The organism is Elizabethkingia argenteiflava, assembly GCF_009904105.1.
GTDB lineage: Bacteria > Bacteroidota > Bacteroidia > Flavobacteriales > Weeksellaceae > Elizabethkingia > Elizabethkingia argenteiflava.
This window is the reverse complement of sequence record NZ_JAAABJ010000224.1, coordinates 1-13,834: the sequence shown is the minus strand read 5'-3', so window position 1 is coordinate 13,834 and position 13,834 is coordinate 1. Positions and strand designations below refer to the sequence as shown.

The 13,834-nt window shown below is 33.6% G+C and carries 11 protein-coding genes and 1 pseudogene; all 12 read right to left on the bottom strand.

From position 1 onward, the window contains the following. The coding region (locus GNY06_RS02010) for an S-adenosylmethionine:tRNA ribosyltransferase-isomerase (protein ID WP_166518310.1) at positions 1 to 118 on the bottom strand (118 nt) is incomplete at its 3' end. Positions 119 to 423: 305 nt separating this feature from the next. After that, positions 424 to 1,617, bottom strand: coding sequence for a glycine C-acetyltransferase (gene kbl / locus GNY06_RS02005; protein ID WP_166518567.1), 1,194 nt, complete (start codon positions 1,615 to 1,617; stop codon positions 424 to 426). 75 nt (positions 1,618 to 1,692) lie between these two features. After that, the gene (gene dacB, locus GNY06_RS02000) at positions 1,693 to 3,144 is read right to left on the bottom strand and encodes a D-alanyl-D-alanine carboxypeptidase/D-alanyl-D-alanine endopeptidase (protein ID WP_166518566.1); all 1,452 of its coding nucleotides are present in this window, start codon (positions 3,142 to 3,144) and stop codon (positions 1,693 to 1,695) included. A 148-nt stretch (positions 3,145 to 3,292) separates the two neighbouring features. Further along, the gene (gene priA, locus GNY06_RS01995) at positions 3,293 to 5,734 is read right to left on the bottom strand and encodes a replication restart helicase PriA (protein ID WP_166518565.1); all 2,442 of its coding nucleotides are present in this window, start codon (positions 5,732 to 5,734) and stop codon (positions 3,293 to 3,295) included. After that, on the bottom strand, positions 5,731 to 6,906 hold the full coding sequence (locus GNY06_RS01990; RefSeq protein ID WP_166518564.1) for a proline dehydrogenase family protein: 1,176 nt from the start codon (positions 6,904 to 6,906) through the stop codon (positions 5,731 to 5,733). Before GNY06_RS01990 ends, priA begins: the two co-directional genes overlap by 4 nt. A 167-nt stretch (positions 6,907 to 7,073) precedes the next feature. Then, complete coding sequence (locus GNY06_RS01985; protein WP_166518563.1) at positions 7,074 to 9,068, bottom strand: TonB-dependent receptor; 1,995 nt, start codon at positions 9,066 to 9,068, stop codon at positions 7,074 to 7,076. Further along, a complete protein-coding gene (locus GNY06_RS01980; protein ID WP_166518562.1) occupies positions 9,055 to 10,122 on the bottom strand; it encodes a hypothetical protein in 1,068 nt (355 codons plus the stop codon). The genes GNY06_RS01985 and GNY06_RS01980 overlap by 14 nt, the downstream gene beginning before the upstream one ends. A 10-nt stretch (positions 10,123 to 10,132) precedes the next feature. Continuing rightward, positions 10,133 to 10,645, bottom strand: a complete 513-nt coding sequence (locus GNY06_RS01975; protein WP_317163730.1) for a SagB family peptide dehydrogenase — start codon at positions 10,643 to 10,645, stop codon at positions 10,133 to 10,135. Further along, entirely contained in the window at positions 10,623 to 10,970 is a 348-nt protein-coding gene (locus tag GNY06_RS01970; protein ID WP_166518561.1) for a hypothetical protein, read from the bottom strand. Before GNY06_RS01970 ends, GNY06_RS01975 begins: the two co-directional genes overlap by 23 nt. A 12-nt stretch (positions 10,971 to 10,982) precedes the next feature. Next, positions 10,983 to 11,813: a tetratricopeptide repeat protein gene (locus GNY06_RS01965; RefSeq protein WP_166518560.1), complete on the bottom strand. Its 831-nt coding sequence runs from the start codon at positions 11,811 to 11,813 to the stop codon at positions 10,983 to 10,985. A gap of 32 nt (positions 11,814 to 11,845) precedes the next feature. Then, positions 11,846 to 12,982, bottom strand: coding sequence for a YcaO-like family protein (locus GNY06_RS01960; protein ID WP_317163729.1), 1,137 nt, complete (start codon positions 12,980 to 12,982; stop codon positions 11,846 to 11,848). Between the two features lie 436 nt (positions 12,983 to 13,418). After that, positions 13,419 to 13,834, bottom strand: a pseudogene (locus GNY06_RS13980) (integrase core domain-containing protein); the annotation flags it as partial.

Genomic DNA, 13,834 nt, shown 5'->3' with positions numbered 1-13,834 from the left:
GTTCGATGGTTTGTGTTTTACGGTCTAACACCATCAATTTGGCCTCATCTCTGTTTTCACATGGATGCTCTGCTAAAAGATGATCGGGAAGGTTAAAATTAAAATCAGAAGTTTTCATTGTTATAAAATCCTATGTTACGTTAAAAAAATTTAAGACCGCAAATATATAACATCCTGACCCCCTTTGTCAAGTTTTTGACTGTTTAAACCTCTTTGTGGTTGTGGATTTGTGTAGTAAACACAGATAAACAAGTACATATTCTCAAATAGTATGAATATATTTTTTAATCCTATAAAATTAAATGATGGAAAAAACTTTATGCTATTGGAGATGATCTGGAATTCAGATGTAGAAAATATGAATAAGAAAAGCCTTAATTAATCATTAAGGCTTTTTTTCTTTAGTAAAAAAATACAACAAACTTATATCACTCCCAGTTCTTTGCCGATTTTGGTAAAAGCTGTGATCGCCTGATCCAAATGGGCTCGGGTATGTGCTGCGGATAGTTGTACTCTGATCCTCGCTTTACCTTTTGGTACAACTGGGTAGAAGAAGCCAATGACATAAATTCCTTCTTCTAGTAATTTATCCGCCATTTTTTGAGAGAGTTTAGCATCGTATAACATTACTGGAACTATAGCTGCATCTCCCTTTAAAATATCGAAGCCAGCGTCTAGCATTTTAGATCGGAAATATTGTGCATTTTCCATAACTTTATCTCTTCTAGAGGTATCTGTTGTTATAAGATCTAATACTTTATCAACAGCACCTACAATACCAGGAGCCAATGAGTTGGAAAATAAATACGGGCGAGAACGCTGTCTCAGCATATCAATAATTTCTTTTTTACCGGATGTAAATCCACCTAGCGCTCCCCCTAAAGCCTTCCCTAAGGTAGAGGTAATAATATCCACCCGCTGCATCACATCATTCGCTTGATGAGTTCCACGCCCGGTCTTACCTATAAAGCCTGTGGCATGTGAATCGTCTACCATTACCAAGGCGTCATATTTTTCGGCAAGATCACATATCCCCTTTATATTGGCTACCACACCATCCATAGAGAACACACCATCGGTTACAATAATTTTAAACCTGTGTTTTTTTTCAGAGGCCGCTTTAAGCTGCTGCTCCAAATCGCTCATATTATTGTTTTTATACCTATAGCGTGCAGCCTTACACAGTCTGACACCATCAATAATAGAAGCGTGATTTAGTTCATCTGAAATAATAGCATCCTCTTCTGTAAATAAGGGTTCGAAAATACCTCCATTGGCATCGAAACAGGCCGCATATAAAATGGTATCCTCAGTCCCTAAGAAGTTTGAAAGTTTTTTTTCTAAATTTTTATGAATATCTTGTGTTCCACAGATAAATCTCACCGAAGCCATTCCATATCCATAAGTTTCGATGGCTTGCTGTGAAGCTTTAATCACGTCTGGATGATTGGCCAATCCTAAATAATTATTGGCACAGAAATTCAATATTTTTTTACCATTGGTCACAATTTCCGCATCCTGAGCAGATGTTATAATGCGCTCTCTTTTATACAATCCCTCTGCATCAATTTCTTTTAATTCCTTTTGGAGGTGTTCTAAAAATGTTTGGCTAATCATGTTATCTAATTTGAACTGCTAATTTATAAAAAAAGCCTTCAGTAAAGAAGGCTTTAAATTGTTATCCTAAAAAAATTATAGTTGTAATGTAGGCTCTAGCAATTCTTCCATTCTACGCTTTACTTGGCTTACAGAACCACTATAATTATTGATCAATAAAGAGAAAGTGAGCATTCTACCACTTCTCGTCCTTATATAACCTGCCAGGGTTTTTACCCTATTCAAAGTACCCGTTTTAGCAAAAATCTGTCCGTTAGCTTCATTGTATAAAAACATTCTTTTTAAGGTTCCTGTATTGCCTGCAATGGGTAAGGATTCAAAATAAGTTGGAAAATAGGGCTGCTTCATCAGTTGTGCTAAAAATTTAACATGCGCCAGAGGCGTTACAGAATTGCTCTTGGACAAACCGCTGCCATCGCTATAATTAAGCCCTGAGAAATCAAAGCCTACGCTATTTAAATGATTGATCACTGCATTTCTGCCTCCCTCCATAGAGCAATCTCCATTTGCATAAAATCCTGATATCACCAATAAAGCCTCTGCTAATCTATTATTACTATTTTGATTGGTATAATATACAATATTGGCTAAGCTTGGTGATTTTTGGGCGGCTACAAACATCCTCTTTTCAGGTGTGGTATCTAAGTCACGGGACATTACCTCACCTAAAACGGCTATCCCATCCCTGGATAAGGCTGCACGAAAATTATTTGCTAAATACATGGGTGGTTGAGGCAATTCTCCTAAAATATAGCCATCTCCTTGTATTCTATCGGTATAAACGAGTTGTTTAGTGTATGGGGAAATATAAAAATACCTTTGCAAAGAGGCTGCTTTTTTGGCTTTAGCTGCCGGTTTTTCATTTTGGGGATTTATATTGGCTGTACTGCCTACAGGTAGATAATAGTTGTTATGTTCTAACCATATGATATTGGCTGGAATCACGTTCTCAGGTGATTTAAATACCGCGGTTTGTACAATAATATCACCGTTAATGGTCGTGATGCCTAAATTTTGTATTGCTTCTCTAAAATTATTGATCACCCCCCCATAGGTGTCGGCCCCAGCTTGTCCAGTACCCAAAGTAGGATCTCCACTTCCCACAATGTACAAGTTGCCGTTTAAAACCCCATCTGGAGAAATTTCTCCAGAATATTCTAATTGTGTTGTCCACTGAAAATTTTGACCAAACACTGAATAAGCCGTATCTGTAGTCAATAGCTTAGTAGTAGAAGCTGGAATTAAGGGTAAGTTTTCATTGTAACTCGTGATCAATCTGTTCAATTGAGGGTCGTAAACAGCAAACCCCCAAGTAGCATAACGTAAAACAGGATCGCTATGCATTCTACTCAACTCATTTTCTAACTGGTCTTTAGCTTCTAACAGCGATTTTTCGGCGGTTACGCTTTTCCCTACCAACTGCTGCTCCGCATATGCCTGTGGATAATAGGTTTGTACCGAAGGCTGTGCGAAGATAAAGGATGTTAAGAACAGTAAATTTCCTAAAATAACTTTTTTTACATTCATTTATCAATAAATTAAAAAAAACAAGATAATGATGAATTTTTATAAAAATATCACCCCGTGTTTTAAAATATGGAATAAAAATACTAATTTATTGTTTCTGTTATTCCTTTTAAATATAATAAAGCTTCTTAACTTTTGTTAAAATTAGTTAAAAATCTATGGAGACCATTAATTTAACATTTTTATAACCCGCTATTTGATTGAATTCTTCTATTGACTTAGCCAGCATTTGTTTAAATAAATTGTATTTTTTTCCCTTGGGCAGCTTTAGTAATAACTGGTATTGATAAACATTATTAATTCTGAAAATAGGTGATTTTTCGGGACCGAAAACACAGTTTTCGGGTAAATACTTTCTAATAATGGAGCCTAGAAATAAAGAGGCGCGCTCTAACTTATCTTCCTTCCTGTGTTTTAATTCTATGAAAACCAGTCTAACAAAGGGTGGGTATAAAAACTTCTTTCTCTCCTCAATAAGATATTCGTAAATATATTCGTTATTTTTTAATAATTTATCAAAAATTATTCGCTCGGGATTATAGGTCTGAAGGAGCATTCTCCCTTTCTGGGAAGCTCTACCCGCACGTCCAGCCACCTGAATAAACAACTGATAAGCTCTTTCTTCGGCTCGAAAGTCCTGAATATGGAGCAAAGCATCAGCTTTGGGAACCACCACCAAATCTACATTCTCAAAGCTCAAGCCTTTAGAAATCATCTGTGTCCCTATAATAATATCTAGTTCTCTGTTTTCTATTTTCTCAAAAAATTTCTCATAAGCAAATTTAGTACGCATAGCATCCAGATCCATTCTTCCTACAGTTGCCGTGGGAAATAATTTCTTTATCTCTTCTTCTAATTGCTGAATGCCCAAGCCTTTTGTAGTGATATTTTCAGAATGACAGGAGGGACAACTTATGGGCATAGCGGCTCTCTGTCCGCAGTAATGACACTTCAAATCTTGGGATACTTTATGATAAGTCATCACCACATCGCAATTATTACAATACTGTACATAGCCACAGCTGTTACATTCTACCACATTGGCATAACCGCGCCGGTTATGTAAGATGATAACCTGTTTTTTCTTTTCCAATTCATTTTGAATTTCGGTAAGTGCCTGAAAGGTAAAACTCCCCTTGGTGGTTTTAAGCTGCTGTGCCTCTTTAAAGTCCAAGAGCTCTATAATCGGTAGTTTACCGCCTCCAAAACGTTCTTCCATCTTTACCAGACCTGTCTTTCCAGTTAAAGCATTGTGGTAAGATTCTACAGAAGGGGTAGCACTTCCTAATAAGATCTTTGCCTTATAGAAACTGGCCAGAAGTATGGCTGCATCTTTAACATTAAAAAAAGTATGTACAGAAGTGGATTTATATTGAGTGTCGTGTTCTTCATCTACAACGATTAGTCCTAAATTTCGAAAGGGTAAAAACAAGGCATTTCGCGTCCCCAAAATAATTTTAAATTTATTTTGTCTCACATTTTTCCAGACTTCTACTTTCTCAAAATCAGTCATTTTAGAATGATAAAACCCCAATAGAGCTCCATGTTTTTTTTCTAACCGGCGAATCATCTGTTTGGCAAGGCTTACTTCCGGAAAAATCAGCAATACATTTTTACCTTTTGAGATCAATTCTTCAATCTTTGCGCTATATAAATGGGTCTTCCCAGAACCGGTAACCCCATGTAATAAAACAACATCTTTATGGGTAAATTGTTGGTCTATTTCCAACAGGGCTTTTTGCTGGATTTCGGTAAGCTGTTCTAGGGATTCTAAGACCCCTTCATAAGCTTCTATTCTATTTTTCTGTACGTAATACTCTTCTAAAAAACCCTTATCTATCAAAGCTTTGAGTTGAGAACTGCTAAAGAATTTATTTTCGAAAAGTTCAGATTTTTTAATCCTTGTCTCTCCTGAGGTCTCTTTATCTAAGAGGGCTAAAAAAAGAGCCTTCTGTTTAGGTGCTTTGGTTAATACTGTCAGAATTTCGGTTAGTTTAGAAGGCTGCAATAAGCCTTCTTTTAGTCTGATATAAGAGATTTCTTTCGCCCTATATTTTTCACTTATCCTTTCATCAATCATAATCCAGCGCTCATCCAATAAGTGATTAAGAGTCTTCATGATCTCCTTTCTGGGAATAAAAGCTTCTAATTCCTGGAGGCTTATCATTGATTTTACTTCCAATGCCTGCATTAAATGCAATTCATTGGCATCTAAAATACTATAATCTATTTCTACATTAGGATTTTTACCGATATAAGTTTCACTCTCCAGCTTTAAAGAAGAAGGAAATGCAATACGATAGATTTCTCCTATATTGCATAAATAATAATCGGAAAGCCAAGTCCAAAATAATAATTGCTCCCGGGGCAGAATAGCTTCACTATCCAAGACTGAGATAATTTCTTTGGGTAAGAAAACTTCCGGCACTCTATTATGAATCTCAGCGATAATTCCGGTATATAATTTTTTACCTCCAAAAGGTACCACTACCCTCATGCCTATCTCTAGCTTACCTTCTAAAAATATAGGAACACTATAAGTATAGGTGGCCTTTATGTTTAAAGGTAAAATGAGCTGTACAAACTTCATTTTTTATCTTTGTTTCTTCTTTCTATTTCTTTTTTAATAAGAGAGAGCTCGCGACCCGATTGCCCTGCTACGGAAGTGTTTTCCTGAGCACGCCGTGTTAAGTAAGGCACCACCTCCTTCACCGGACCATAGGGTAGATATTTGGCGGTATTATACCCCAATTTTGATAAATAGAAGCTTATATTATCCGACATGGCATATAATTGCCCGAAATAAATATGAGAAGAATTATTGGCAAGTCCCGCCGTTTTCATTTTTTCCATTATCAACTGAGTACTTTTTTCATTATGCGTCCCAAAGAAGGCAGAAATTCGATCCAGATGCGCCATTATAAAATCAATTCCAGCATTATAATAATCATCTGTATGTTGTTTGGTTTTATGGATAGGCGAAGGATATCCCATTTTTTTTGCTCTTGTGTTCTCCTTCTCAATATAAGCGCCTCTCACCATTTTATAACCTATAAAATATCCTTTTTCTTGGGCCCGATGAAGATGTTGCTCCATATACTCCAGCCTATACGTTCTATACATTTGAATCGTATTCCATACGATAGTGCTTTGCTTATTATATTTTTCCATCATCTCTTCTACTAAATAATCGGCTGCATCTTGTACCCAAGATTCCTCTGCATCTATCATCGCTCTTATATTGCACTCATAGCAGAGCTCGCAAATCTCGTCTATACGTTGTTTTACGCGCTCCCACTCCTCTTTCTCATCGGATGTAAGCTGACCTCCTTTCCCTACCTCTTCATAAAGACCTATTCTTCCGAATGCAGTTGGTTTAAACACCACAAAAGGGATCGCCTGATGGTCTTTGGAAAATTTAATAATATCTTTAATCTCTGCACAAACTCTGTCGAAGCTTTCTTCCTCTTCTTTTCCCTCTACTGAATAATCAAAAATACTCCCCACTCCTCTCTTCCACAATCTATTAACAACACTGATACTCTCTTCACGCGTCTCACCACCACAAAAGTGTTCAAACAGTGTGTTTTTTACAATTTCTTCTACAAATGGAAAATTATTTTTGACGCTAAAATTTAGCAAAGATACTCCTAAATGGGCTAATACTGGATTTTCGATTGCTTTAAACATCCAATATGCTTTTTTCAATTGGGCGGTTGTTTTATCTTCAAATGCAATTTGGGTATTATTAAATATACTCATTTTTAACAGGGTTAATTTAGTGACTCACAAATGTAACAAAAACATGCGTCCAATTATAAGTTGATTAAAATTTATAAAAAATCCTCACGGAATGTGTAGGATTCCCGATTTGAGTAGGTATAAAAAGTAGTAATTGTTATTACTTTTTACTTTTAGTGAGTGATAGATTACCCCCCGATATTATTCCAACGCCATTGTACACCGAAATAAAAAACTCTTCCTTGATAGGGTACGAAAAATTTACGGGAGTAATCTAGATTGTAATAAGCAGAAGATTGATTTTTATTATTAAACAAGTTACTAATTGAAAGAAAGCTTATTAAGCTCCCTTTTTTCAGGGAAAATGTTTTATTCGTTGTGAAATCCAAACGGAAATATTTGGAATATCTTTCGTTATAAAATGAGGTATAAAGAGGTTGATAATTCTGCGCCTCCGGACTATAGGAAGCCGAGTAAATATCCGTATAAAATTGCCCTGGGCGTGTGGTAAGAGCAAGAGAAGCATTAATAAAAGCATGCAGGAAAGTCATTTGTGCTTTTATAAAATATTTCATATCCATTGTCCCTGGATATTCTTTTCCAGATATGCTCTGTTTTTGATCTAAAAACAAATTGGATAGCTGTAAGTATAGGTTTTTTGTAAAATTATACTGTGCTGAAAATTCAATACCGAAAGACCGAACTCTCTGAGCCTGTTCTATTATAGAACTAATTTGTGTTCCATTATCTTCCTTAGTATATATGGCGGAAGAAATAGAAAGTTTTCTATTTTCATATTGGTAATCTAGCCCAATTTGTTTGCTGGTAAGTAAATAATGGTGCTTATCGGTATAAAATGGCGGAGAAAAACTGTGATATTTACCCATTCCTAAATTCAATTTGTTTTTATTATTCCAATGGTAATAAGGCATTAGTTGATAACTGGTGTAATACACTTTGTCTTGAGGGAATAAATTTTGTCGGGCCGCAGCAGATACTCCCCATTCTTTGGTCTTGTAATCTACCCATAAATAAGTTTCTGTATATTGAAAACTTTTATTCTGAAAAAGATGATAATTCAGATTTTGCGGATTTAAAGCATAATAAAATTTAGGGAGAAACTCATCGTAATGTTCATGACTTAAGAAAAAATCTAATCCATACTGCATACTGAATTCTTTTGTAAAACGGTGCTGGTGGTACAGAGAAGAAAAATATTGAACAGTCTGAGTATTGGACAAAATATTACCAAATTTATAAGTACTATTACTGACATCTGCTAATACCGAGAAGCGAAATTTATTCTTTTGCCTCAAAAAATCTAGATTATTCACCGAAAACAGTCGTTTTTTTACAAAACTTGCATCTCCCATATAATTTAAAGTACTATTCAGCCATGTGTAGTCCTCATCTATAAAATAAGTATATGAATTGAATGACAAATAATCGGTAAGATCTACATGTGCATTTAATCCCAAATCTCTGCTAGAGAAATTTTTAACTCTCAGAAAATCACTATTTTTATTCAAATCCACAAAAGCTTTCGAAAATTGATAATTTGTATAAATTTGGAAAAAATCCCCTTCTTTTTTGCTTAATTTCTTACTAAGTAAAAGACCAATATTGGACAAGCTTAAAGAAATTTGTAAATTATCTAAAGTTATTTTTTTACTTGTTTCTATTTCTACAATACCTGCGGATGAGTTTCCAAAAGAAAGTGGAGGATTACTGGGGTACACATATTCCTTTTCCAATAGTTCTGTATTGAAAAGAGAAAAATTTCCTAAATTATTATCTGTTGAATTTCGAACCGGGTTAAATATCGGTACACCGTTTAGATATACTTTAGAACGGTTGGCATCTCCACCTCTCAATACAGGTAATGCCGTTTCTTGTAAGTTAGTAGAAAAAGGCATGGTATTAATTGCTTTCAGTGGATCGGCCTGTGAAGTGGGATTAAAATAAATATCCAGTTTTTCGAGTTTTGTTACAGCTTGATGCTCTGTAATGGGGTCCTTTTTCACCAAAACTAACTCAGTAATATCATGCCTGGGAGTAATTTTTTCTTCCCCTATTGCAACACTATCTATGGAGTGGGAAATGCTGTCTTTTTTAACCTCTTGCGCGAAAAAAAATTGAAAATAAAATAAACTTGCAAAACTACATAATCTATATTGTAACATAGTAAAAATAAATAATCAGTGGTAAAATGAAAAATAAAAGTGCAGCAATAATAAATACCCCGCTGAGCAAGAAATAAACAGAATGCAAAAGGATTTGGACGTTTATATTACCACGAAATAAGCTTTTAAAAGCTGCTTTAGATGTATCATGCAAATCCGGTCTTTCAATTATTTCTGTAAAAATATAGTAGCCATCTGTACCTGGTAGAAAAAAATTGAGGTTAAAAAAAGAACGAATGAGTAGGGAAGTCATCAAACAATAACCTAAAAATGCCAAAATAGGATAAATTTGGTAGTAATTTTTAGTGAAGTACAATAAAAATAAAAATGTAAAAAAATCCAAAATAATTCCTCCAGAATAGGTAAGGATTATTGCTTTTTTATTAGAAAGATTATTGATAAATGCCCTGTGAAATATTATAGGAAGTATAAAATACATAAGACCCAGTCCGAAAACGGAACCTTTTCCTCCTACTTGTTTGTATACAAAATAATGTCCCAATTCATGTATAAATAAAGAAACCGTAACAGACAGATAAATAAATCCAACAATAGAACTAAAACTAACAGGAACAGAATACAGCATTTCAAGATAATTTTCCCGAAAATTTAACGGCGTTATTACCAAATTATATACAAAGTATGCTGTCATAAAAGCTAAAAGACATATTAACAACTTCTGAAAAATTTTGTTTTCAAAAAAACGTTCCATAATTGTATTCGTAAAGTCTACGTTAAAAATTTCAAAAATTTTTCGATTTCTGCGTAATATTAAATGGATAAATAATCTTTTATCTCTTTCGTTTTCTTCAGAACTGATTATTAACCTATTGCTTTCCGCTATTCTAATCAGTTTCTTTAAATCTTGCTTATCTATATTCACTTCGTTTTGGAAATACATAATCACTTTATCTGCATTTAGCACTTTGGAGTAATATTCTAAAATTCGATATTCAATATGAGAAATCGATATAAGATTAGGCTCTTTACCTACTTTCAATAACATATTTTCTTTATCTTTATGAAAAACCTGTATATTTTTATTCAGCTCCATTTCTTTAATATTATGCTTTATTACCAACCGCCATAGCTACTACTGGATAATGTAAGGGATTTCGTAAATCTAAAAACTTATTTATCTCATCATTTAGTATACCTCCAAAAACACATCCTCCTAAATCCAAAGTAGAACAAGATAGATAGGCAGAGTGAATAAATTCTCCCACTTCAAGTAACGATAATAATATTCCAAAGTCTTGATATTTAAAAGAATGTTTATTAAGAACAGAAGTAAATAAAATAAAAAAAGATGCCCCTTGATAATCAATATTCGATTTTGAATGTTGAGAAGCCATAAATAAATATTGCAACTGGTTAAAATCAGTATTCTCCATTGGGTGAACAAGAGCTATTTTTTCTTGTATTACTTCGTAGTGATAAACTCCTTTTGGAAGCCCATGAATACGTTGATTGACGATAAATATCTCTGTAGGATATACCCCTCCCCCAGAAGCAATATTTCGGATACTTCTTTTTATTTCTATTCCCGATACTTCATAAGTTTCCTCTCCAGTAATAGAATAAAATAGTTGTAGGAAATCTGAAAGTTTTTCGTAGGATATATATACTTTTCCTAGCTAGGTTGATCTTCTGTAACTGTTCATGTTTCGGGGTTTTAGTAGGTGATAATTTTAAATCAATTTTTTTTGCAAATCCCGTTTCGTATTGAGATTTAAAAATTTGATTTAACAATTCAGGACTTTGGTTAACATTGGAAATTAATTCAAAACGTTGTTGGTTTTCCAAATGGTAAGCATGAAATTTTATCCGTTCCAAAAAGCCTAAAATATCATTACTCAGCTTATGCTTGGAAAGCAAATGTGAGATATTTAGATCTCTCATGAGTTTTATTTTTTATAGTTTCTTTTTAATTAACTCCTTGTATTTTTTTGCCTCTAAAGGTCGATTTTCCATTTGGTAATAATCTTCCAATATTTCATATATTTTATATTTCCCCCAATATGGGCTGTACAGCTTATGATCCAAACGCTCGGGACAGGCAAGGCCCTTATGAGCGTATTCTTCGACTTTTACCACCCCCCCAAACATCTTCGGAGTATACAAATTATGAGAAGCTAATACATAATAAGCTCGCATATTTTTAGGATTTAGCTGCAGAGATTTTTTAGCCAATTCCGAAACTTTACTTGATATTTTAGGTAATTGGACTAGGTTTGCAAACTGAATAGAAAAAGAGGTACATCCTGCTAGAAGAGCATAATCTTCTGAAGTTCTTGGGTTTTCGTTTAAAAGTTCTATCGCTTTTTCTATAGAAGCAGAGGCTTTATGATCATTTTTAGCAATCGTTTTATAGAAAATGGCTTCATAATAATGTAAATAGGCAAGCCAGTAAATTTTATCTTGTTTGGGTATATCTTTGTCTAATAATGTTTTTTTTACTTTAAGAAGCAAAGGATCAATCTTTTTTATAACCCAGGTCTCGTCAATAGCGACTTCTACAGATTCTTGAAAAAACTTTTTTTGCACCTGTAGTTCAGTATTAGTTTCTTTTTTATAAACAACACTAGAATCCTGTTTTGAAATTACGTAAGGCTTTTTCTCCTTATGGATATCCTGAGTCAAATGATTTATTGTGACATCAGATTTAGGTGTTTGAGCCTCCACAGTTTTGGACTCGGAACAGGAAGTTAATTGGACAATACTCGCCAGTAGAATCGTTTTCATATCAGTGAATTAGAATAGTTATTTTAATAAATTTAAGGAAAAAAGTGAGGCATTTGAGTAAATAGATCTTCTTTATCAGAAAACAACCCTAAATAAGGATAATTAAAATTACCCGTTAAAAGGTGTAATTTTGGAGTGGTTACTTTTACCACTTCATAGCCAGCAGGTATTATATTTGGATCAGACAGAATGGTATAATAGATCTCATCCAATCTTTTAGATTTCAACTCTTCATTAGAAAAATCGGATACATGGTGTTCATATGCTTCCTTCCAGTCGTTACTATAGTGAGAAAATCCAAACACATCCTTTAAAATAGGCACTTCATTTCTTAGTTCAGGATACAAACAATATAAAGCATAGTGTTTTCTAAATGAATTAATCATAGAAAAATCTCTCTGATTAACTTTTTCTATCGGAATCTCTTCTTTTAGTTCAAACGTTAACTGGTCTGCATAATCTATGCCCTGATAGGCTTCAACACATGCTTTGATTAAAGCCTCCTGATGATGGAGACGAGAGGCAGAACCACAGCTTTGTAACAATCTACCTTTACGTTTGAATAAAATAAATACTACAAAAGTAGGACAATAAGCATACTCGCTGATATCATAGGTAATAATTTTCACCTTTTTATTGTTGAATAATTGCTCAATAATTCTATCCTGAGGATATTGGTTTAAGATGAAGTTTTCCGAAAATTTTCTATATCGGTTGTTCCTTTGTAAATACCAAAACTTGCAAAAGGCATCTCTCTCAATACATTCCAATAAGCCCGATTGTACCGCTTTCTTAATTGAAATATGACACGCAGTACCCGTAGAAGTATTTATATGAAAGCGCCCATCTGTTATAATATTCTCTGTATGTGTCATAAAATATGGGAGAAGTATTTGTTCTCCTGAAAAATAATTACAACTTTTACTCCAATGTATTATAGAGTCTTCTCTCCACTGCTTCAACTCAAATGTATCAGATTCATATTGATTTTTATTGAAGTACTCCAAACTTTTCGGCGAATAGCAAGCATAGGTATCCCTCAGGTCGTTAAAAGAACCATGGATCAAACCGTTATTAATTTGAAAACTAGAAACATACCGCTCTATATATTCTCCAAAAGCAGATATTTCTGCTTCCTTTTTGCTAAAACCTAACCCCGCACCTGTAATATTCTTTCGATTATTTCCAATTACGTCTAAATAATTTATATATAATGATATATCTTTAGAAATAGATATGCTCAGGATAGTTTACAACTTATTCATCGTTTACCAAGGTCTTTAATTTAATTGATAACGTGTGAGGTGTTATAATATTTTAATCATCATTGTGTAAATCATATACCCAAATGGCATATACTTAACTAATGCAAGTTTAATATAAATTTTTAATAAATCAAAATTTATATTAAAAAATATACATACTATTGTGAAATAATATTAATTTTTAACCTATTATGTATTTAGGGAATAAAAAAGATTGTTCATTCGATCAAGAAATCATATATTTAATAGATTACTAATCAGTTAAATACGTTAACCATCTCATTTAAAACTACAAAATTATTTTAAATGTACGTCTCAGACCTAAGGTTGACAAGCAAATTTAATAAATTTTGGAGGGATTAATATTTAATTTTTCTTTGAGTACTTCATAGGGAGTTTTCCCTTTTAAAGCCGCATTAGGTCTATGCGAATTGTAGAATATTTCCCATTCTTTGAGTTTTTGTTCAATATCTATATCATCTTTATAATCAATTAATTGATAAAATTCCTGTTTGTCCGTAAGAGGAGATCTTTCTACTTTACCATTTAAATGAGGGCTTCTAGGCTTAATAAAGATATGTCTGATCCCTAATTCTTCACAGTGTCAGTGAAATTTAGATTGGAATTCATGACCATTATCAGTTTGTATACTATGAATTCGAAAAGGAAAATGTTTTCGGAAGTATTCGACAAAATCAATCGCAAAAGCTTGATTTTGTTTATCATAATTTTTTAATGCTCTTGCTCGTGTAGCAT

What these genes read in the sequence shown, in the direction of transcription:
- dacB (WP_166518566.1), bottom strand. Translation starts at nt 3,144, where the DNA reads ATGAATGTAAAAAAAGTTATTTTAGGAAATTTACTGTTCTTAACATCC.
- kbl (WP_166518567.1), bottom strand. Translation starts at nt 1,617, where the DNA reads ATGATTAGCCAAACATTTTTAGAACACCTCCAAAAGGAATTAAAAGAA.
- priA (WP_166518565.1), bottom strand. Translation starts at nt 5,734, where the DNA reads ATGAAGTTTGTACAGCTCATTTTACCTTTAAACATAAAGGCCACCTAT.
- GNY06_RS01970 (WP_166518561.1), bottom strand. Translation starts at nt 10,970, where the DNA reads ATGAGAGATCTAAATATCTCACATTTGCTTTCCAAGCATAAGCTGAGT.
- GNY06_RS01985 (WP_166518563.1), bottom strand. Translation starts at nt 9,068, where the DNA reads ATGTTACAATATAGATTATGTAGTTTTGCAAGTTTATTTTATTTTCAA.
- GNY06_RS01965 (WP_166518560.1), bottom strand. Translation starts at nt 11,813, where the DNA reads ATGAAAACGATTCTACTGGCGAGTATTGTCCAATTAACTTCCTGTTCC.
- GNY06_RS01980 (WP_166518562.1), bottom strand. Translation starts at nt 10,122, where the DNA reads ATGGAGCTGAATAAAAATATACAGGTTTTTCATAAAGATAAAGAAAAT.
- GNY06_RS01990 (WP_166518564.1), bottom strand. Translation starts at nt 6,906, where the DNA reads ATGAGTATATTTAATAATACCCAAATTGCATTTGAAGATAAAACAACC.